General features: G+C 59.1%; 18 protein-coding genes. 9 read left to right on the top strand and 9 right to left on the bottom strand.

Going from position 1 to position 19,575, the window contains the following annotated elements:
• Position 1: 1 nt before the first annotated feature.
• The gene (locus tag QQL78_RS11870) at positions 2-2,275 is read right to left on the bottom strand and encodes an NADP-dependent malic enzyme (RefSeq protein ID WP_284373669.1); all 2,274 of its coding nucleotides are present in this window, start codon (positions 2,273-2,275) and stop codon (positions 2-4) included.
• Positions 2,276-2,486: 211 nt separating this feature from the next.
• Between QQL78_RS11870 and QQL78_RS11865 the strand changes: the two genes are divergently transcribed.
• From QQL78_RS11865 to QQL78_RS11845, 5 genes are all read left to right on the top strand, one after another.
• Positions 2,487-2,882, top strand: coding sequence for a cytidine deaminase (locus QQL78_RS11865; protein WP_284373667.1), 396 nt, complete (start codon positions 2,487-2,489; stop codon positions 2,880-2,882).
• 3 nt (positions 2,883-2,885) lie between these two features.
• A complete protein-coding gene (locus tag QQL78_RS11860; protein ID WP_284373665.1) occupies positions 2,886-4,190 on the top strand; it encodes a thymidine phosphorylase in 1,305 nt (434 codons plus the stop codon).
• On the top strand, positions 4,190-5,386 hold the full coding sequence (locus tag QQL78_RS11855) for a phosphopentomutase (protein WP_284373663.1): 1,197 nt from the start codon (positions 4,190-4,192) through the stop codon (positions 5,384-5,386). The genes QQL78_RS11860 and QQL78_RS11855 overlap by 1 nt, the downstream gene beginning before the upstream one ends.
• A gap of 122 nt (positions 5,387-5,508) precedes the next feature.
• The gene (upp, locus tag QQL78_RS11850; protein WP_284373661.1) at positions 5,509-6,150 is read left to right on the top strand and encodes a uracil phosphoribosyltransferase; all 642 of its coding nucleotides are present in this window, start codon (positions 5,509-5,511) and stop codon (positions 6,148-6,150) included.
• A gap of 91 nt (positions 6,151-6,241) precedes the next feature.
• Positions 6,242-7,624, top strand: a complete 1,383-nt coding sequence (locus QQL78_RS11845; RefSeq protein WP_284373660.1) for an SPOR domain-containing protein — start codon at positions 6,242-6,244, stop codon at positions 7,622-7,624.
• An 8-nt stretch (positions 7,625-7,632) separates the two neighbouring features.
• On the opposite strand, the gene QQL78_RS11840 is transcribed toward QQL78_RS11845, so the two are convergent.
• A complete protein-coding gene (locus tag QQL78_RS11840) occupies positions 7,633-8,349 on the bottom strand; it encodes an SGNH/GDSL hydrolase family protein (protein ID WP_284373658.1) in 717 nt (238 codons plus the stop codon).
• 3 nt (positions 8,350-8,352) lie between these two features.
• On the bottom strand, positions 8,353-9,366 hold the full coding sequence (locus QQL78_RS11835) for a hypothetical protein (protein ID WP_284373656.1): 1,014 nt from the start codon (positions 9,364-9,366) through the stop codon (positions 8,353-8,355).
• Between the two features lie 92 nt (positions 9,367-9,458).
• Here QQL78_RS11835 and QQL78_RS11830 point away from each other — a divergent pair, with 92 nt between their 5' ends.
• Positions 9,459-9,932: a GNAT family N-acetyltransferase gene (locus tag QQL78_RS11830; RefSeq protein WP_284373654.1), complete on the top strand. Its 474-nt coding sequence runs from the start codon at positions 9,459-9,461 to the stop codon at positions 9,930-9,932.
• Positions 9,933-9,935: 3 nt separating this feature from the next.
• On the opposite strand, the gene QQL78_RS11825 is transcribed toward QQL78_RS11830, so the two are convergent.
• Positions 9,936-11,558, bottom strand: coding sequence for an AMP-binding protein (locus QQL78_RS11825; RefSeq protein ID WP_284373653.1), 1,623 nt, complete (start codon positions 11,556-11,558; stop codon positions 9,936-9,938).
• Between the two features lie 196 nt (positions 11,559-11,754).
• On the opposite strand from QQL78_RS11825, the gene QQL78_RS11820 reads away from it, so the two are divergent.
• The 3 genes from QQL78_RS11820 to QQL78_RS11810 all read left to right on the top strand — a co-directional run bounded on the left by QQL78_RS11820 (position 11,755) and on the right by QQL78_RS11810 (position 13,576).
• Complete coding sequence (locus tag QQL78_RS11820) at positions 11,755-12,669, top strand: DMT family transporter (protein WP_284373651.1); 915 nt, start codon at positions 11,755-11,757, stop codon at positions 12,667-12,669.
• Positions 12,666-13,322, top strand: coding sequence for a sulfotransferase family 2 domain-containing protein (locus tag QQL78_RS11815; RefSeq protein ID WP_284373649.1), 657 nt, complete (start codon positions 12,666-12,668; stop codon positions 13,320-13,322). Before QQL78_RS11820 ends, QQL78_RS11815 begins: the two co-directional genes overlap by 4 nt.
• Positions 13,323-13,399: 77 nt before the next feature.
• Complete coding sequence (locus QQL78_RS11810) at positions 13,400-13,576, top strand: hypothetical protein (RefSeq protein ID WP_025045698.1); 177 nt, start codon at positions 13,400-13,402, stop codon at positions 13,574-13,576.
• Between the two features lie 234 nt (positions 13,577-13,810).
• On the opposite strand, the gene QQL78_RS11805 is transcribed toward QQL78_RS11810, so the two are convergent.
• The 5 genes from QQL78_RS11805 to QQL78_RS11785 form a co-directional block, all read right to left on the bottom strand.
• A complete protein-coding gene (locus QQL78_RS11805) occupies positions 13,811-16,012 on the bottom strand; it encodes a 3-hydroxyacyl-CoA dehydrogenase NAD-binding domain-containing protein (RefSeq protein ID WP_284373646.1) in 2,202 nt (733 codons plus the stop codon).
• 29 nt (positions 16,013-16,041) lie between these two features.
• Entirely contained in the window at positions 16,042-16,332 is a 291-nt protein-coding gene (locus tag QQL78_RS11800; protein WP_284373644.1) for an acetyl-CoA acetyltransferase, read from the bottom strand.
• The gene (locus tag QQL78_RS11795) at positions 16,332-17,543 is read right to left on the bottom strand and encodes an acetyl-CoA C-acetyltransferase (RefSeq protein WP_284373642.1); all 1,212 of its coding nucleotides are present in this window, start codon (positions 17,541-17,543) and stop codon (positions 16,332-16,334) included. Before QQL78_RS11795 ends, QQL78_RS11800 begins: the two co-directional genes overlap by 1 nt.
• A gap of 49 nt (positions 17,544-17,592) precedes the next feature.
• Complete coding sequence (locus QQL78_RS11790; RefSeq protein ID WP_284373640.1) at positions 17,593-18,234, bottom strand: glutathione S-transferase family protein; 642 nt, start codon at positions 18,232-18,234, stop codon at positions 17,593-17,595.
• A gap of 169 nt (positions 18,235-18,403) precedes the next feature.
• Positions 18,404-19,561, bottom strand: coding sequence for an acyl-CoA dehydrogenase family protein (locus QQL78_RS11785; protein WP_284373638.1), 1,158 nt, complete (start codon positions 19,559-19,561; stop codon positions 18,404-18,406).
• Positions 19,562-19,575 lie beyond the last annotated feature (14 nt).

Here is a 19,575-nt window from a genome sequence, read left to right as displayed (position 1 = left end):
TCTATCCGTAATGTGCAACGGGGGTGCCAGCGATGGCCCCCACGTTCAGCAAACCGCGTGCGGTGATCGACGGGGAAACGATATGGGCCTTGTTGCCCATCCCCATCAGAATCGGACCAACTTCCAGCCCGCCGCCCTTCATTTTCAGGATGTTTCGCACACCTGAGGCGGCATCTGCATGGGCAAAGACCAGCACATTGGCCGCGCCCTGCATGCGGTTGCCCGGCATCAGGCGTTCGCGCAACTCAGGGTCAAGTGCGGTGTCGATGTTCATCTCGCCTTCGTAACAGAAATCAGCGTTTTCAGCGTCCAACAGCCGGAGCGCAGCCCGCAGGCGCCCGCCGGTGCCTTCGCCCTGATTGCCAAATTGTGATTGTGAACAAAAGGCGATGCGCGGCTCGATCCCAAAGCGGCGCACATGGCGGGCCGCACCGCGGGCAATTTCGGCAATCTGTTCGGGGTTGGGGTGCAAATGGACCTGTGTATCCGCAACGAACAGCGGCCCGTCCTCAAGGATCATCATTGACAGGGCCCCATGCGGGCGCAATCCGTTCCGGCCCAGAATTTGCTCCACATAGTTCAGATGCCACCGGAATTCACCAAAGGTGCCGCAGATAAGACTGTCGGCCTCATTCCGGTGAACCATGACTGCACCAATGGCAGTGCTATTGGTACGCATGATGGCTTTGGCGATGTCCGGGCTGACCCCGCGCCGACACATAAGCGCATGATATGTTTCCCAATAATCGCGATACCGCGGATCATTCTCCGGGTTGACCAGTTCGATATTATCGCCGATCCGCAGGGTGAGGCCCGCCTGTTCAATGCGGCGCTGAATGACCTCGGGGCGGCCGATAAGGATCGGTGTTTCCACAGTTTCCTCGATGATGGCCTGAGCGGCACGCAATACGCGTTCGTCCTCGCCCTCGGCAAAGACGATCTTGCGCGGAGAGGACCGGGCCGCCTCGAAAACCGGCCGCATCAACAGGGCGGATTTGAACACTGAACCATCCAGTTTCAGGCGGTAGGCCTCCAGATCCTCAATCGGACGGGCCGCCACACCGGTCTCCATCGCAGCTTTCGCCACGGCAGAAGAAACCACGCCGATCAGACGTGGATCAAACGGTTTGGGGATCAGGTAATCAGGACCAAAGGTCAGCTCTTCGCCCTGATAGGCGGCGGCGGCTTCGGCGCTGGTGGTGGCGCGGGCCAATTCCGCGATGCCGTCGATACAGGCCAGTTGCATTTCATCGTTGATGGTGGTCGCCCCAACGTCCAGCGCCCCGCGAAAGATGAAAGGGAAACACAATACGTTATTGACCTGATTGGGAAAATCCGACCGACCTGTGGCGATGATTGCATCTGGTGCAACTGCGCGGGCAAGATCCGGCAGGATTTCCGGCGTGGGGTTTGCAAGGGCAAAGATGATGGGTTGTTTGGTCATCTTTGCGACCATGTCCGGGCTCAACACGCCGGGGCCGGACAGGCCGAGAAACAGATCAGCGCCCTCGATCACATCGTCAAGGCTGCGCAAGTCGGTCTTTTGTGCAAACTCCGATTTGATCGGGTTCATGTCGATCTCGCGGCCCTCATGGACCAGCCCGTGAATGTCGCAAAGCCAGATGTTTTCGCGCCGAACCCCCAGTTTCAGCAACATGTTCAGGCAGGCGATGCCGGCGGCGCCGCCACCGGTGGAAACGATCTTTATGTCCTCGAATTTCTTGCCGGCCACATGCAGGGCGTTGGTCACAGCGGCCCCCACAACAATGGCGGTGCCGTGCTGGTCGTCATGGAAAACGGGGATGTTCATCCGCTCGCGACAGATCCGTTCAACGGTGAAACAATCGGGGGCTTTGATATCCTCAAGGTTGATTGCGCCAAAACTGGGCTCAAGGGCGCAGACAATTTCGGCCAGCTTTTCAGGGTCAGATTGATCAACCTCAATGTCGAAACAGTCGATGTTGGCAAATTTCTTGAACAGGACGGCCTTGCCCTCCATCACCGGTTTCGATGCCAGCGGCCCAATATTGCCAAGGCCCAACACCGCAGTGCCATTGGTGACCACCGCAACCAGATTGGCGCGGGAGGTATAAAGCGCGGCAGTGGCGGGATCATTTTTGATCTCAAGACAAGCCTCGGCGACGCCGGGTGAATAGGCGCGGGCAAGGTCACGGCCATTCGCCAGCGGCTTGGTCGCACGTATCTCCAGCTTGCCGGGTTTGGGAAAGGCATGATAATCCAATGCGGCTTGGCGCAGATTTGGCGTGTCGGACATGAATGAAAGCCTCCCTTTGGGTTATAGTTTAGCATTAAACTACTTTTTATTGCCCGCAAGCCCTTTGGGATGCTCCCAAGCGTTTGGCAGGTTGCTGGCATTGATTTCCACACAGGGTATTGGGAAAAAGGATGAAGGGGAAGTGAAGCTGTTTTTGCCCCTCGAAACTTGGCCAGCCTGACCCTATAGTTCTCCGACCAAGGGGGCTGATATGAGCAGTGATTTAAGACAACAGGCGGTTGCGGTGCGTTCACGCGCCCATGCCCCTTATTCCAAATTCAAAGTCGGGGCTGCGCTGCGTGCGGCTTCGGGTGCGATCTATGCGGGGTGTAATGTCGAAAACGCGGCTTACCCTCAGGGGACCTGTGCTGAAGCAGGTGCAATTGCCGCGATGGTGGCGGCGGGAGATGTGAAAATCGCTGAAGTTTACGTTGTTGCGGGCAGCGCCGCGCCGGTGCCGCCCTGCGGCGGATGCCGTCAGAAACTGGCAGAGTTCGGCGCGGGGGATGTGCCGGTGATCATGGCCACAGTCGAGGGTGTCGAGCAGCGCACCACATTGGCAGAACTTTTGCCCGGTGCCTTTGATGCCGGCTTTTTGGAAGGATAACCGATGAACGCGCGGGCCATTCTGGCAAAGCTGCGGCACAAACAGACACCCACACGGGCAGAGCTTGCCTGGATGGCGCAGGGGCTGGCCGATGGCGCGGTAAGTGACGCGCAGGCCGGTGCCTTTGCCATGGGTGTCTGTCTGAACGGGCTGTCTGATGTGGGGCGTGTGGCGCTGACACTTGCGATGCGCGATTCTGGGCGGGTGTTGTCATGGGATCTGGACGGACCGGTGCTGGACAAACATTCAACCGGTGGTGTTGGCGATTGTGTCAGCCTGCTGCTGGCACCGGCGCTGGCGGCCTGCGGGGCCTATGTACCGATGATTTCGGGGCGCGGATTGGGCCATACTGGCGGGACGCTGGACAAACTTGAAGCCATTCCCGGTGTGACGACACAGCTGACCGAGAGCCAGTTGAAGGCCGTCGTGGGGCAGGTGGGCTGTGCCATTGCTGGTGCCACGACGGATATCGCCCCGGCGGACCGGCGGCTTTATGCGGTGCGTGATGTCTCCTCGACGGTGGATTCGCTGGACCTGATCACCGCCTCGATCCTCAGCAAGAAACTGGCGGCAGGGCTGGATGGTCTGGTGCTGGACGTCAAGATCGGCAGTGGCGCGTTCATGAAAACCGTAGCCGAGGGGCAGGCGCTGGCAGAGGCGCTGACCAAAACCGCAAATGCCGCCAAATGCCGGACCACGGCAGTGATCAGTGACATGAGCCAGCCGCTGGTGCCCAGTCTGGGCAATGCGCTTGAGGTGGCTGAGGTGATGCGCATTCTGACCGGTTCGGGGCGTGGACCGATTGTCGATGTTGCCGCCGCTTTGGGGGGTGTTTTGCTGGCCAACGCGGGGCTGGCGCAGGATGTGCAGGAAGGCGCGGATGCTGTCGTACACGCCATCCGCAAAGGTTATGCGGCCGAACGGTTTGCGCGGATGCTTTCTGCATTGGGCGGGCCGGTGAATTTTGTCGAGAATTGGCAACGTTTCCTGCCCGAAGCCACGGTGATCCGGCAGGTCTCTGCGCCACATGACGGCTATGTGGCCAAGATTAATGGCGAGGCGCTGGGCTGGGCGGTGGTCGATCTGGGCGGCGGGCGGATGAAGCAGGAGGACCGGGTGAACCCGGCGGTGGGCCTGTCCGATGTGGCCCGACTGGGCACACAGGTGAAACGCGGTCAGGTTCTGGCGGTGGTGCATGCGGTGCGCTCTGATCAGGCGGATCGCGCAGCCGAGGCGGTGTTGGCGGCCATTACGCTGTCGGGATCGCGCCCCAAAGTGCCAGAGCAGATCATCGAAAGGATCGGCTGATGGCACGGGCATTTCTGGTGGTAATGGATTCCGTTGGAATTGGCGGTGCGCCGGACGCGGATCAGTTTTTCAATGGGGATGTGCCTGACACCGGGGCCAATACGCTGGGCCATATCATGGCGGCATGTGCGGCAGGTCAGGCAGAAGAGGGGCGCAGTGGGCCGCTGATGATTCCCAATCTGGAGCGGCTGGGCATGTCCCGCGCCATGAAGCTGGCGACAGGCGGCGCGGCTGGCGGGGCCAACGGCAGTATGACAGAGCCGCAGGGCGCATGGGGGGCAGCCACAGAAGTCTCGCGCGGCAAGGATACACCGTCCGGCCATTGGGAGCTGGCAGGTTTGCCGGTGCCCTGGGACTGGCATTATTTTCCGGTTGCGCGCCCGGCCTTTCCTGCCGAACTCAGCGCCTTTGTGGCTGAAACGGCGGGCACGGAAGGTATCCTCGGCGATTGCCATGCCTCCGGCACTGCAATCATCTCGGAGTTGGGGCAGCGTCACGTGCAGAGCGGTTGGCCGATTTGCTATACCTCGGCGGATTCGGTGTTCCAGATCGCCGCGCATGAAGAGAGTTTCGGTTTGCAGCGGCTTTTGGACCTTTGCGAAGCCGTCGCCCCGAAGTTGCATGAGATGAAGGTCGGGCGGGTGATCGCACGGCCATTTGTTGGTGTTGAGGGGGATTTCAGCCGCACAGCGAACCGGCGCGATTTTGCCATTACGCCGCCCGGCCCAGTACTGATGAATTGGGTGCAGGATGCGGGGCGGCGCGTTTATGCCGTTGGAAAGATTGGTGATATCTTCTCCATGCAGGGCATCGACGCGCTGCACAAAGGTGATGATGCCACTTTGATGGGGCATCTTGGCGATCTGGTTGAGGGGGCTGTTGACGGTTCGCTGACGTTTGCAAACTTTGTTGAATTCGACAGCCTGTTTGGGCATCGTCGTGATGTGTCGGGTTACGCGCGGCAGCTGGAGTGGTTTGATGCCGAGATCGGCAAGCTGATTGACCGGCTGGGCGCAGGCGACATCATGGTGCTGACGGCGGATCATGGCAATGATCCGACCTGGGTGGGCACGGATCATACCCGTGAAAGGGTGCCGGTGCTGGTGGCCGGGATGCCGGGGCCTGCGCTTGGTCTGATAGGGTTCCGGGATGTTGCCGCACTGGTTGCGGATCACCTTGGGGTTGCTTCGGACTGATCCGATGGATTGGGGCGCTGCCCCAAACCCCGCAGGATATAAGGCCAAAAAGAGGGGGCAGGGGCGCTTGCGGCGACTTGCGTTTCGCGCGACAACCAAGGGGTAAAAAGGAGCTGCTGCCGATGCCTGATCTTGATGACCATCTGACCCATGTGGACCACCCTTTGGTGCAGCACAAGCTGACCATTATGCGTGACAAGGAGACGCCTACAGCGGTGTTTCGTCAGCTATTGCGCGAGATTTCGCAGCTGTTGGCCTACGAGGTGACGCGGGGCCTGCCGATGACGACCAAGAAGATCGACACGCCGATGCAGGAAATGGATGCACCAACGCTGGATGGCAAGAAGCTGGCGTTGATTTCGATTCTGCGCGCCGGCAACGGCTTGCTGGATGGGGTGCTTGAGCTGATCCCCTCTGCACGGGTTGGATTTGTCGGTCTGTACCGGGATGAAGAGACACTGCAGCCGGTGCAATATTATTTCAAAGTGCCGGAAGGGCTGGAGGATCGTCTGGTCATTGCGGTGGATCCGATGTTGGCAACGGGCAATTCGTCAGTGGCGGCGATTGATCTGTTGAAAAAGGCGGGGGCGACCAACATCCGGTTTCTCTGTCTGCTGGCCGCCCCTGAGGGCATTGCACGCATGAAAGAGGCACATCCGGATGTGCCTATCGTCACAGCCTCGATTGATGAGGCCTTGAACGAACAGGGCTATATCATCCCGGGCTTGGGTGATGCGGGTGATCGGATGTTCGGGACAAAATAATCGCCCCAAACGGGGTTCTCATCTGCGATGGATACTGGACTTGTGGAGGTTGCTGAGGCATCTTCTACTACATATTGTGTGGGGGCACGAAATGAGACTGACAAAAATATTCGCAATCATGGCAGTTACCGGCAGCTTCGGGCTTGTGGTGAAACCTGATTATGCCGTGGCAAAGATCCAGGAGCAGCAACCGGCGGAGTTTCCTGCAAGCTCTTATAAGGGCAAGCAATATGTCGACAGCAAGGGCTGTGTCTTTATTCGGGCGGGTATCGATGGGAATGTTTCCTGGGTGCCGCGGGTCACGCGGGATCGCAAGACGGTTTGCGGGTTTAAACCGACCAATGCAGGCCGTGCTGTGGCCCAAGCCCCTGCTGAAGCACCTGCCGAGATTACCGTGAACCCCGCCCCGGCCGTCAAGCCGAAGGCCAAGCCCGCACCGCGGCGTGTGACGCAGGCCGCAAAACCGCGCCGTGTGGCGCCGGCTGTTGTGCGCCAGAAGGCAAAACCGCGGGTTGCCGCGCCAAAGCCCCGCGTTGTGGCCGCAGCCCCGGTTGTCACGGCACCAGCGCCCAAATTGCGGCGGAAGGTGGTCACAACAGGCGGCTGCCCTGGTGCTTCTGCCATCTCAGCGCAGTATTTGCGCGGGAGCGGCGTGCGTTGTGGTCCGCAGACCCAGCCCGTTGTCGGCAATCATTTTACCCCCAGAACAACAACAACAGCTGCTGTGGCCGCCAAGCCGCGTAAAACAGTTGTGGTGCAGGCCAAGCCGGTCACAAAAACCCATAGCGCGCCAGTGGCAGAAGTCACCGCTACAACGCGGATCGTGCCCAAACATGTGGCGCAAAACCGCATAAACACCCGCAATGTGAAAGTGCCACGCGGGTATAAACCGGTATGGGATGACGACCGGTTGAACCCCAAACGGGCGGAACAGAATCTGGAAGGGCGCGCCGGTATGCTGTTGGTCTGGACCCAGACCTTGCCGCGCCGCTTGATCAACCAATCGACGGGTCGCGATGTGACCGCATCGGTGCCGCTGATTTACCCTTATACCTCTTTGGCGCAGCAGCGCCGGGATCTGGGTGAGGTGACCATCGTGCAGCGTGATGGCCAGTTGGTCAAACGGGTGGTGCGCCATTCCAAGGGTAAGGCGTTGAAACGCAAGCCTGTTTATTCTTCGCGTTCGACCCCGAAGGCAGCGGCACCCAAGGTGGTTAAGCGCAAGACGGCGGTTTCACCTTCGTTGGCCGGCAAGCGTTATGTGCAGGTCGGGACTTACAACAACCCGGCGAATGCCCAGCGGGCAGCACAGAAGATCGCGCGGATGGGCATGGCAGCGCGGATTGGCAAACACCGCAGTGGGGGCAAGACCTATATGTCGGTTCAGGCCGGACCGTTCAACGGTGCGCGGGCGCTTCAATCGGCGATGGGCCGGTTGCGCGGTGCCGGTTATGCGGATGCATTCGCCCGCTAAAGTTCAGTTCAGGTTGAGAGTTTTGACCAGTCGGAGATGATCCGGCTGGCCATTTCTTTGGCCCATAGCGTGTAAAGCGGCGCGGCAGGGTGAAACCCGTCCGAAGCGACCATCGCCGGATCAAGCGGCAGGTTAAATGGTACATGGGTGCAATCCGGTCGCGTTGCCAGAAACGCGACGCGGTGATGTTCAAGCTTGGCCGCGTGACGCCCAAGGGTCCAACGTAAAGGCTGCGGCAGCAGCGGAAAATGTGACATCGGAGGCATGCCACTGACGTAGATCTGTTTAGGACGGTAGAGCGTGTTCAGACGGTCAAACAGGGCGGCCTGCTGGCGCACCCAGCTGCGGGCCGGGATCAGGCGGGTGACATCGTTTACGCCAAGGGCGGTGATCACTACGTTGGCGGGGTGATCCGCGGCATTTGCCAGACGGGTAAGGGTGCTGCGGGTGGTGGCACCGGTCAGGGCATCCAGCTGCCATGTCACGTTGAACCCCTGTGCCAGGTGCTGGGCAAGTTGGCCGCTAAGCGCGTCACGCTGATCCGTAACGCCAACACCTGCGGCGGAACTGTCACCGACTATCATCAGCCGCAGGGCGGGGCCGGAGCCCACTGTGCCCATGCGCGCGCCTGCGGCTTCGGGCAGGCATTGGGCGCTGCGGCGTACCTGCAGGGCCTGGGCAATCAACACCGGCGACAGGATCGCCCGGAGGGCCGTATCGTACATGGATCAACCGCCGCAGATGGTTTGCAGGCGCAGCCAGTTGGCATCAGACATCAATGGCTCTGTCAGCTTTCCATTCATCGGGTCACCCTCGATCAGCTCCAGGGTGGTTTCCCCGGTGATGTCGCGGGCATAGGCATAGGGGGTGCTGCGCAAGGCGGCGTGTTCAAAGCGGGTGATCTGGCGGCCTGTTTCCGGCTGTGGCGGCGGGGCAGTCATCAGATGTTCGGCATAAAGGTCAAGAGCTTGCGGGGCGACATCGCCGGTGGTCAGCAGGCGGAAATTCTCGCGCAGCCCCACCACCTGCAATAGATCGCGCAGCGGATCCGTGGCATCGCGGCGCGCCTGCTCGGTGACGATATATCCGGCCGCAACATCAGGTTCCTCGAAATCTTCAATGATGCTGCGGTTCAGCAGGATCAAATCACCCGGCAGATGCAGGCTGTCCTGCGTCATGTTTGGCAGCACCGCGATCTGCCCGGCCTGCAACCGTTTTGACAGAAGCGCAAGGGCTGCGCGGCCAGCCACATCCGCGCAGACGGGTCCTGATACACGTTCAATGCGCTTCAACAGGGCCAACCCGATGGCCCCGCGTTTTGCCTTGGGCACAACTTTCAGCGTGTGATCCTGCATGGCACCGGGCAGCCAGAAGGCCGCGATCCACAAAACAACGAGGACCGAAGCGGCCATGCCGATCCAACGCAACCGCCCGGGCCGGGGGCGCGATTTTTCGATGGCTTTGCGCAGGGTCTCGATTGCCTCTGTCATCTCTGATTCGGCTTCGGGCAGTTCCAGTGTTTCACCGGGGTCGCCATCCGGGTGGAAAATCGCGGGCAGCGTACCGGGGTTTGCCCGTTCCACAGCGGCCAGTGACCAATGGGCAAGAGGTTTGTCATTGCCGTCGATGATCACCAGTGTGGCGTCCCCAATGGAGACAATCACCTCGCGGCGCTGTTCCTCTGGGGTTGGGCGCCAAAGGGCGGTTGCCTCAAGCCTTGCGTATTTTGTCAGGGCGGTCACGGGGGTACTGCTGGCCTTTTGATTTTCGGTTAGTGTAGCATTTGGCAGGAGCGGGGCAATGGTTCAAGCTTGGGCTGGAACAGGGGAGCAAGATGCAGTTTCGTAAAGCAGAAGTCGGGGAAACGGCGGCAATTGCGGCCATGTGGCACAAGGGCTGGCATGAAGGGCATGCGGCACATGTGCCGGGTGATCTGGTAGCGACGCGGACGATTGAAGAATTTCGGACCCGGACGGCAGGCTATATTGCGCAAACAACGGTGTTAGAGGTCGATGGGCAGATCGCCGGTTTTCACATGCTGGAGGGGGATGAGCTGTATCAGTTCTACGTTGCCACCGATTTTCGGGGGAGCGGGGTGGCCGCTGCCCTGATGCGCCATGTGGAAGAGACATTGGGCGGGCGTCAGGCGTGGTTGGCCTGTGCGGTTGGCAATGCGCGTGCTGCGGCGTTTTATGAAAAATGCGGATGGCGGCAGGCGGCAACAGAAGAGTATCTTGTCGAAACGGCAGACGGCCCGAAAGCCGTGTCCTGTTGGCGCTATGTCAAGGACCTGCCGCCAGCCGCATAAGAGTTACAGCCCGGCTGCAACCTTGCGCAGCTCATGTTTCTGGATCTTGCCGGTCGAGGTTTTGGGAAGCTCCTGAAACACCACCTGTTTTGGGGTTTTGAAACCGGCAAGGGTGGCACGGGCAAAGGCGATAAGCGCGGCTTCATCCGGTTTGGCACCGGGTTTCAGTTCGACAAAGGCACAGGGCACTTCGCCCCATTGTTCATCCGGTTTGGCGACCACAGCCGCAAGGTTAACCTCTGGATGGCCCATCAGCACCCCCTCTACCTCGACGGATGAAATATTCTCACCGCCGGAAATGATGATGTCCTTGGCGCGGTCGGCAATCTGGATATAGCCATCGGGATGTTGCACGGCCAGGTCACCGGAATGGAAATAGCCGCCCTTGAAGGCTTCGGCGGTGGCCTCGGGATTTTTGAAATAACCCTTCATCACCGAATTGCCCCGGATCATGATTTCGCCCTGAGTAGCACCGTCCATTGGTGTTTGTGTGACATCGGCATCTGTAACGGTGATATGCTCCATCATCGGCATTGCCACACCCTGTCGCGCCTTGATTGCGGCGCGGGCTGCCGTATCAGCTGTGTCCCAGTCTTCGGCTTTCCAGATACATTCGGTTACATGGCCATAGGTTTCAGTCAGCCCGTATACCTGAGTGATGTTAAAGCCCAGCTGTTCGATTTTGGTCAGGGTCGCAGGGGCAGGGGGCGCACCGGCGGTAAAGACCTCAACCGTATGATCGAACGCGCGGCGCTCTCCCTCGGCTGCATTGACCAGCATGTTCAACACAATCGGCGCACCGCCGAAATGGGTCACACCTTCGTCAGCAATCGCATTATAGATATTGGACGCGGTAATGTCGCGACAACAGACCAGGGTGCCGCCGATCAGGGGCATCATCCACGTATGGTTCCAGCCATTGCAATGAAACAGCGGTACGATCTGCATGAACACAGGGTGCAGCACCATGCGCCATGAAATTACCGTGCCCATGGTCATCAGATAAGCACCGCGATGGTGATAGACCACACCCTTGGGACGACCCGTGGTGCCGGAGGTATAGTTCAATGCAAGGCTTTCCCATTCGTCCTGCGGCATGATCCAGTCAAAGGCTGGGTCGGCGCTGGCCAGCAGATCCTCGTAGGTCGGATGGCGACCGGTGGCGGGACAATTCGGGTCGGTAACTTCGATGATTTGAGGCGGGGTGCCCTCCATCGCGGCGCATGCATCTTCGGCCAAGTCCATAAACTCGCTGTCAATCAACACCACCTTGGCCCCGCCGTGATCAAAAATATAGGCCACCGTGGCGACATCCAGCCGCATGTTGATGGTATTCAGCACCGCACCACAGGCAGGCACGCCAAAATGCGCCTCGGCCTGGGCTGGGGTGTTGGGCAGAAGGGTTGCAACCACCTCGCCGGGCGCAACACCCATGGCAGCAAGCGCAGAGGCAAGGCGGGTGCAGCGGTCATGGTATTGCGCATAGGTCACGCGGTGATCGCCGTGGATGACAGCGGTGCGGGTGGCAAAGACACTGGCGGCGCGGCGCAGGTGCGAAAGCGGGGTCAGCGGCACATAATTGGCGGCGCATTTGTCCAGACCGGTTTCGTCGTTCATCCACCCCATGTTGCATCCCCTCCGAAAGCAAGTTCTTGTGACAGAATGAGTATTGCGGCAGGGCCACGGTTTTGAAAGGGTGATTTTCGAACCTTCTGCCAGAGCATGGAGCCCGCTGATCGTGTCGTGCTCAACTCCTTGACGCGAGACAGCGCAAGGCGACCCGGATTGAAGGTAAAGCGCCCTGACGAAAGAGGACCCCCGCGTGACCAATCAGGCAACGAAATCAGGCATGGCCGCCGCATCGGTGTTGGGCGGGATGGCGACGCTGGGGCTGACGGATAATTTCGTGCCCTTCATCTCTGAACGGGGATCACTCTGGCAGTTCCATTTTATCCGCTCGCTGATGGGCTTTGTCATTCTGGCTGGTTTCGTCGCTCTGGGCTATGGCAGTTTTCACATGAACCGGCCGCTGGCCGTGCTGGCGCGCAGCTTTTTCCCGGCCAGCGCGATGTTGATCTATTTCGGGTGCCTGTCGGTCTTACCAATTGGTGTGGTGGTGGCGGGGCTGTTCACCGCGCCCTTGTTTGTTGTGCTGATCTCGATCCTGTTTCAGGGCAAACCGGTGGGGGTATTCCGCTGGGCGGCGGTGATCATCGGGTTTGCGGGGGCGGTGATGGTGATCCAGCCGGATCCGGCAGCCCTTGATCCGGTGGCGTTTTTGCCGATTGTTGCGGGGCTGTTCTATGCGGTTGGGGCCGTGGCCACCCGCGCGTGGTGTGAAGGGGAAAGCACCCTGTCACTGACGGCGGGGTTCTTTGGGCTGTTGGGAGTTTTTGGGTTGATCGGGATATTCACGGTGAACGCCGATGCGCCCTTGGGACATGCGGGATTTGTGCTGCGCGCATGGGGGCCGCTGGATGGGGCGATGTTGTTCTGGTTCGCGGTGCAGGCGGTAGGATCGCTGATCGGGATCGCGTTGATCTTTCGCGGCTATCAACTGGGGGAGGCCAGCCATGTGGCGGTGTTTGAATATTCATTGTTGGTTTTCGCCAGTTTCTGGGCGTGGATCCTTTGGGGGCAAACCGTGTCGACACTGGGCCTGTGTGGCATGGCACTTATCGCCATCGCCGGTACGGTGATCGCCCTGCGCAGTACGGGGCAGGAGCACGCAGGATGATCATCAGTCGCGGTCGGAAATATATCTTTGTCCATATCCCCAAAACAGGGGGCACCTCGCTGGCCTTGGCGTTGGAAGATCGCGCGATGAAAGACGACATTATGCTGGGCGACACGCCCAAGGCGGTGAAGCGGCGCAGGAAAGTCAAGGGCATCGAAACCTCGGGGCGGCTTTGGAAACATTCGGGGTTGGCGGACATCGACGGGCTGGTCAGCACGGAAGAGATTGCGCAGATGTTCACCTTTACGCTGGTGCGCAACCCGTGGGACCGGCTGGTCAGCTATTACCACTGGCTGCGCGAACAGGGGTTTGATCATCCTGCCGTCACCCTGGCCAAGGCGCAAACCTTTGAGGGGTTTCTGGCCACCCCCGCAACACAGGCGAGCCAGTGCAATTGGCCAGCGTCACGGTATATGACCGATGTGAACGGGGTGGAACGGGCCAGACTGTTTATCCGCCTTGAGCATTTTGAACAGGACGCCGCCGCCCTGCGCGATCATTTGGGGTTTGATCTGGCGTTACCATGGGAAAACCGGTCAACGCGCGCGCGCGCCTATGGGGATTACTATTCCAACGACATGCGTGAAACCGTGGCGCAATGCTGTGCCGAGGATATCGCACGGTTCGGGTATCGCTTTCATCAGAGCGCCTAGCGCCAGTAGATCCTTTTTATGCCCACGCGTGGCGAAATCGCTTTTGGAGCCGGGTTTATATGGTTAGTCTTGGGGCCATGAAACATGTGAAAAAAGAAACCACTGATGACGCGCTTATTCAGGAATACCTGAACAAGGGTGGCAAGGTCAGCGTTGGCAAAACCAAACCGCCCAAGGCGGAGCTGGGGCTGAGCAACAATCAGTGGAACAATAAATTGACCAAAGAAGAAAAAGCCGCCCGCGATAAGAAGTGAGGCGGATTTTTATTTGGTAGGAAAAGGGCTTGGTCCCTGATCTTCACGCGCTGCGGGTGGTTAAGGCCTGCCGTTGCTTACGTGTTTGCGAAACCGTCATCTCATTTTCGAGACGTTTAGGTATTTCGCGGTTAAGGCCCAGCGGGTGGCCATTTTCCTTATTTTTGCAACCGGCCCCTGTAACGCGTAAAGGGACGCCGAAGCGCCCCTTTACGATGATCATATCTTGCCGGTTCAGGCTGCTGCTGCTTCACCGCCGAAACGGCCATAAAACGACTGCCCCTTGGCCGCCATCTCGCGCAGCAGATCGGGGCATTTGAAACGCTCACCAAACTTGGCTTCCAATTCATCACAACGCTCTGCCGCGTAGGGTGTGCCGATCATATCCAGCCATGAGAACGGACCACCGGACCAAGGCGCAAAACCCCAGCCAAGGATCGCACCGACGTCACCCTCGCGGATGTCCATCAGCACGCCTTCTTCCAGCGCGCGCACCGCTTCCAGCACCTGCACAAACATCAGACGGTCCTGCACTTCCTGCAACTCCGGCTGGGTTTCGGCCAGTGGATAGCGGTCATGCACGCCTTTCCAGTAGCCCAGACGCTTGCCCTTTTCGTCATAGTCGAAGTAACCCGCCTTGGCCTTGCGACCCAAGCGGCCCTCGTCTTCCATCCAGACAATCAGATCGTCGGCCTCTGACGCGGGGTATTCATTGCCCATCGCGGCTTTGGTCGCGCGCATGATTTTGGTTGCCAGATCAATCGATGTTTCGTCACCCAGCTGGATCGGCCCCACAGGGAAGCCCAGCATCTGCGCCGCATTGTCGATCAAGACAGGTGCCACGCCTTCGGTGACCATACGTGCCGCTTCATTGCCATATGGGATGATGCAGCGGTTGGCATAGAAGAAGCGCGCATCGTTGACCACGATCGGTGTCTTGCGGATCTGGCGCACATAGTCGAGGGCCTTGGCCACTGCACGATCACCGGTTTCCTTGCCTTTGATGATCTCTACCAGCGCCATGCGCTCCACCGGGCTGAAGAAGTGAATGCCGATGAATTGTTCCTGACGGCTGGATGCCTTGGCCAGTTCGGTGATCGGTAGGGTCGAGGTGTTGGAGGCAAAGATGCAATCCTCGGGGATCACGGCTTCGACCTTTTGGGTCATCTCTGCTTTCACCTTTGGATCTTCAAACACCGCTTCAATGATCAGATCACAGCCTTTGAGCGCGTCCAGATCAGGTGTTGCGTTGATCAGGGCCAATGCGGCCTCTTTCTTCTCAGGCGTGCTTTTTTTACGGGCGATGCCCTTATCGAAATAAGCTTCGGCATAGGCTTTGCCCTTGTCCGCTGCCGCTTGATCACGGTCGATCAACACCACTTCGATACCGGCCTGAACGGAAACAAGCGCGATGCCTGCACCCATCATACCGGCCCCCAGAACGCCCAGCTTTTTGACGCGTTGGTCGGAGATGCCTGCGGGGCGCACAGCGCCCTTTTCTAGCGCTTCCTTGTTCAGGAACAGCGACCGGATCATTGCAGAGGAAGACGGGTTCATCAGCACGGAGGTGAACCAACGCGCTTCGATCTTCAGGGCCGTGTCAAAAGGCACCAATGCGCCCTCGTAAACCGCTGACAACAGCGCCTTGGCGGCTGGGAAAGCCCCTTTCGTCTTGGCGTTGATCATTGCGCTGGCACCAACGAAAGTCATGAAACCTGCAGGGTGATAGGGCGCGCCTCCGGGCATTTTATAGCCCTTGGCATCCCATGGTTTGACCAGATCGGCGTCTTTTGCGTTCAACACCCATTCCTTGGCAGCCGCCAGCGGATCGGCGACGACTTCGTCGATCAAACCAGCCTTGGCCGCTGCAGCGGGTGCCACCATCTTGCCTTCCAGCAGGAAGGTCGAGGCCGCCATTGCGCCCAGTTTGAACGACAGACGTGTCGTGCCGCCAGCACCGGGGAAAATACCAACCATGATTTCCGGCAGGCCGATGCGGGCCTTGGGGTTATCGGCGCAGAAAATGCGATGTGTGGCCAATGGCAGTTCCAGACCGATGCCCGCAGCAGTGCCGGGCAGGGCGGCAGCAATCGGCTTGCCGCCCTTGTTTGTCTTGGGGTCCATGCCGGCGCGTTCGATCTTGCGCAGCAGGGCGTGCATTTTCATCGTGCCTTCAAACAGGCCCTTGGCCGGATCGTCGCCTGCATCCTCGCGCATTTTGGCCAGCAGGTTCAGGTCCATGCCACCGGCAAAGGAGCCTTCCTTGCCGCTTGTGATCACGATGCCTTTGACAGCGTCATCAGCCAGCGCCGCGTCGATATGCGCCTCCAGCTGGGTCAGCCCGTCGATGGACATCACATTCATGGATTTATCCGCAACATCCCATGTGATGGTGGCAACGCCGTCTGCGTCGGTCTTCAGTGTGAAATCGGTCATTTATCGTCTCCCAATTCAGGAATTCTGGTTTAGCGCTTGGGCGTGTAGTCAGCGAATTTAGCGAGCAGCATTTTGATCAGGGCCAGTGTGGCCTCTGGTCCATTGCTGCAATCTTCCTCGCTGAGGGCCAGGCGCTTGAAATTGTAAAGCTCGGCGCGATCCAAAGGGTGGCTTGGATCGGCCTTGTGTTTGAAAAACAGGGGTGGGTCCTGCTGGACCAACCGGACATATCCGCCGTCATCGGCAAGCTTGAGAACCAGATGGTCCATGCCCTGACTGGCCGCAAGATCAGCCACCGCGTGAAAGGGGTGCGCCGCCATTACACCCGCTCGATGATGGTGGCGGCACCCATGCCGGAGGCGATGCAAAGTGTGGCCAGGCCGACTTCCTTGTCCGCCCGTTCCAGCTCGTCCAGCAAGGTGCCGATGATCATCGCGCCGGTCGCGCCCAGCGGGTGACCCATGGCGATGGAGCCACCATTCACGTTGACCTTGTCATGATCGACGTCGAACGCCTGCATGAAACGCATGACAACAGCGGCAAAAGCCTCGTTCACCTCGAAGAGGTCGATGTCGTTGATGGTCATGCCGTTCTCGGCGAGGATTTTTTCGGTGACTGGGACAGGGCCGGTCAGCATGATGGTCGGGTCGGTGCCGATTTTCGCGTTGGCACGGATGCGGGCGCGGGGTTTCAGGCCGTATTTCTCGCCGAACTCCTTGTTCCCGATCAACACAGCGGCAGCACCGTCCACGATGCCGGAAGAGTTGCCCGCGTGGTGGATGTGGTTGATTTTTTCCAGATGCGGGTATTTCAACATGGCAACCTTGTCGAAACCGGGCATGACTTCGCCCATGGCCTGAAAGGCCGGTGATAGGCTGCCAAGGCTTTGCATGTCGGTCTGGGGGCGCATGTATTCGTCGTGATCCAGAATGGTCAGCCCGTTCTGGTCGGTGATGGTGATCACGGAATTCTTGAACCGGCCTTCTTTCCATGCTTTTTCCGCGCGCTGCTGCGAAGCAACGGCAAGCTGGTCTGCCTCATCACGGGTAAACCCATATTCGGTTGCGATGATGTCAGCGGAAATGCCCTGCGGGACAAAATACTGCTCCATGGCAATCGAGGGGTCTACAGCAATTGCCGCGCCGTCACTGCCCATGGCCACACGGCCCATCATTTCCACGCCACCGGCGATATAGGCCATGCCGGCCCCGCCTTTGACTTGGTTCGCGGCAAGGTTCACCGCTTCCATGCCGGACGCGCAGAAGCGGTTGATTGCAAGGCCGGGAATACGTTCATCAAGATCCGAGGCCAGAACCGCGGAGCGGGCCAGACAGCCCCCCTGTTCCATGACTTGGGTAACATTGCCCCAGATCACATCTTCAACCGCATGACCGCTTAGATTGTTACGGTCTTTCAGGGCGTTGAGGGTCTGGGCGGACAAACGCAGGGATGTCACCTCGTGTAATGCACCGTCTTTGCGGCCTTTGCCGCGCGGGGTGCGGATGGCGTCGTAGATATAGGCTTCGGTCATGTGATATTCTCCGGTTCAATCAGGTCAGGCTCGGTCAGCGGGAGCGTTTTCATTGCGCCCGGTCGGCGGGCGACCCGGGCATAAGATCATAGGGGGCTTTCCAGCCCGGTTGTTCGGACAGGCGCGTGAGCCAAGCGTCGATGTTTGGGAAAGCGCTTCGGTCAAAGCCGAAAGGCTCGGGGTAATAGAGGTATCCGCAGCAGGAAAGGTCAGCATTGGTGACCTCGTCACCGACAATCCAGTCGCGCCCTTCAAGGTGGTTGTTCAGCACGGTGTAGGCCGTCTGCAAACGGCCAAGGTTAAAGGCGATGACCTCTTGTGGCCGTTTGTCTTCGGGCAGAAAGTTCATCAGGAAACGGGTCATCCCGGCCATGGAGCTGAGTTTGTGATTGTCCCACAACACCCAACGCAGGATTTCGCGGCGCTCTTCAGCATCCCGCCCGCCAAAACGGCCGGATTTCTCGGCCACATAATCCTGTATCACACCGGATTGGGTCAGGCGGATATCCCCGTCGATCATCACCGGCGCTTCACCCATGACGTTGACGGTTGCACGAAAATCCGGTGTGCGGGTCTCGCCGCCAAAGAAGTCGATCTTGACCGGCTCCCATTCAAGTCCAGAGAGTTGCAGGGCCAGCGCCGCCTTATAGGCATTCCCGGATTCGCCGAAGCAGTGGAGCTTTATTGTCATGGGACGGTTCCTTGTTGTTACGGTCGCAGACGAGGCAAGCCTCGTGATGAGTTTAAGAGCAAGATGAAGCGGGATTGCTACTGTCTTGCATCACATGAATGTTGGGGTGCGCGGGATCGGCTTCATCTTGCCTATAAACTCAATCCCACCGCTGCATCCCAAGCGGACATCAAAGATTACGCGCGATCAGTTCCTTCATTATTTCATTGGTGCCGCCATAGATCCGTTGCACGCGGGCGTCGGTCCACATTTCGCCAATGGCGTATTCTTGCATAAAGCCATAGCCGCCATGCAGTTGCAGGCAGTCATCAAGCACTTCGCCCTGGGTGTCGGTGAGCCAGTATTTTGCCATGGCAGCCCGGTCGACCGTCAATTCCCCACGCAGGTGTTCGGACATACATTGATCCAGAAAGGCCCGCGCCACGGCGGTTTTGGTTTTGCATTCGGCCAGTTTGAAACGGGTGTTCTGGAATTGGGTGAGGGGGGCACCAAAGGCTTCGCGCTCTTTGCAATATTGAATGGTGCGCTCTACCGCACCCTCCATGGCACCAACTGCTTCGCAGGCGATGATCAGCCGCTCTTGCGGGAGTTGCTGCATCATCTGGTAGAAGCCTTTGCCCTCTTCCTGACCCAGAATGTTTTCGGGCGGGACTTCGACATTGTCAAAGAACAGCTCGGAGGTATCGGAGGCATGTTTGCCGATTTTTTCGAGGTTGCGCCCGCGCTGAAAGCCGGTTGCGCCCTCGGTTTCAACCACCACAAGGGAGACGCCTTTTGCGCCTTCGTCCGGATCGGTCTTCGCGGCGACGATGATCAGATTTGCGTGTTGACCATTGGTGATAAAGGTCTTTTGGCCCGACAGGCGGTAGGCATTGCCCTCGCGGATCGCCTTTGTCTTGATCGCCTGCACGTCCGAGCCGGTGGAGGGTTCGGTCATCGCCAGCGCCCCGACCATTTCGCCAGAGGCCATTTTCGGCAGCCAGCGCTTTTTTTGATCTTCGGTACCGTAGGCAAGGATGTAATGTGCCACGATGCCCGAATGGATGCCGTTGCCCCAGCTGGCAAGGTTGGCGCGGGCGGATTCGATGTAGATTGCCGCCTCATGGCCGAAATCGCCGCCAGCACCGCCGTATTCTTCCGGGATGGAGGCGCAGAGCAGGCCAAGCGCCCCGGCCTCTTGCCAGGTGTCGCGGTCCATTTCCGACTGCTTGCGCCATTTCTCGAATTTCGGGGCCCATTCGGTGGAGATGAAGGTGGCCGTCATTTCGGCAAGCATCTGATGCTCTTCGGTCATCCAGCTGGATGTTGTTGTGGTCGCGTCTTTCATCACATCCCCTCCCA

This window comes from Sulfitobacter pacificus (assembly GCF_030159975.1).
GTDB lineage: Bacteria > Pseudomonadota > Alphaproteobacteria > Rhodobacterales > Rhodobacteraceae > Sulfitobacter > Sulfitobacter pacificus.
This window is presented reverse-complemented; position numbering and strand designations above follow the sequence as displayed.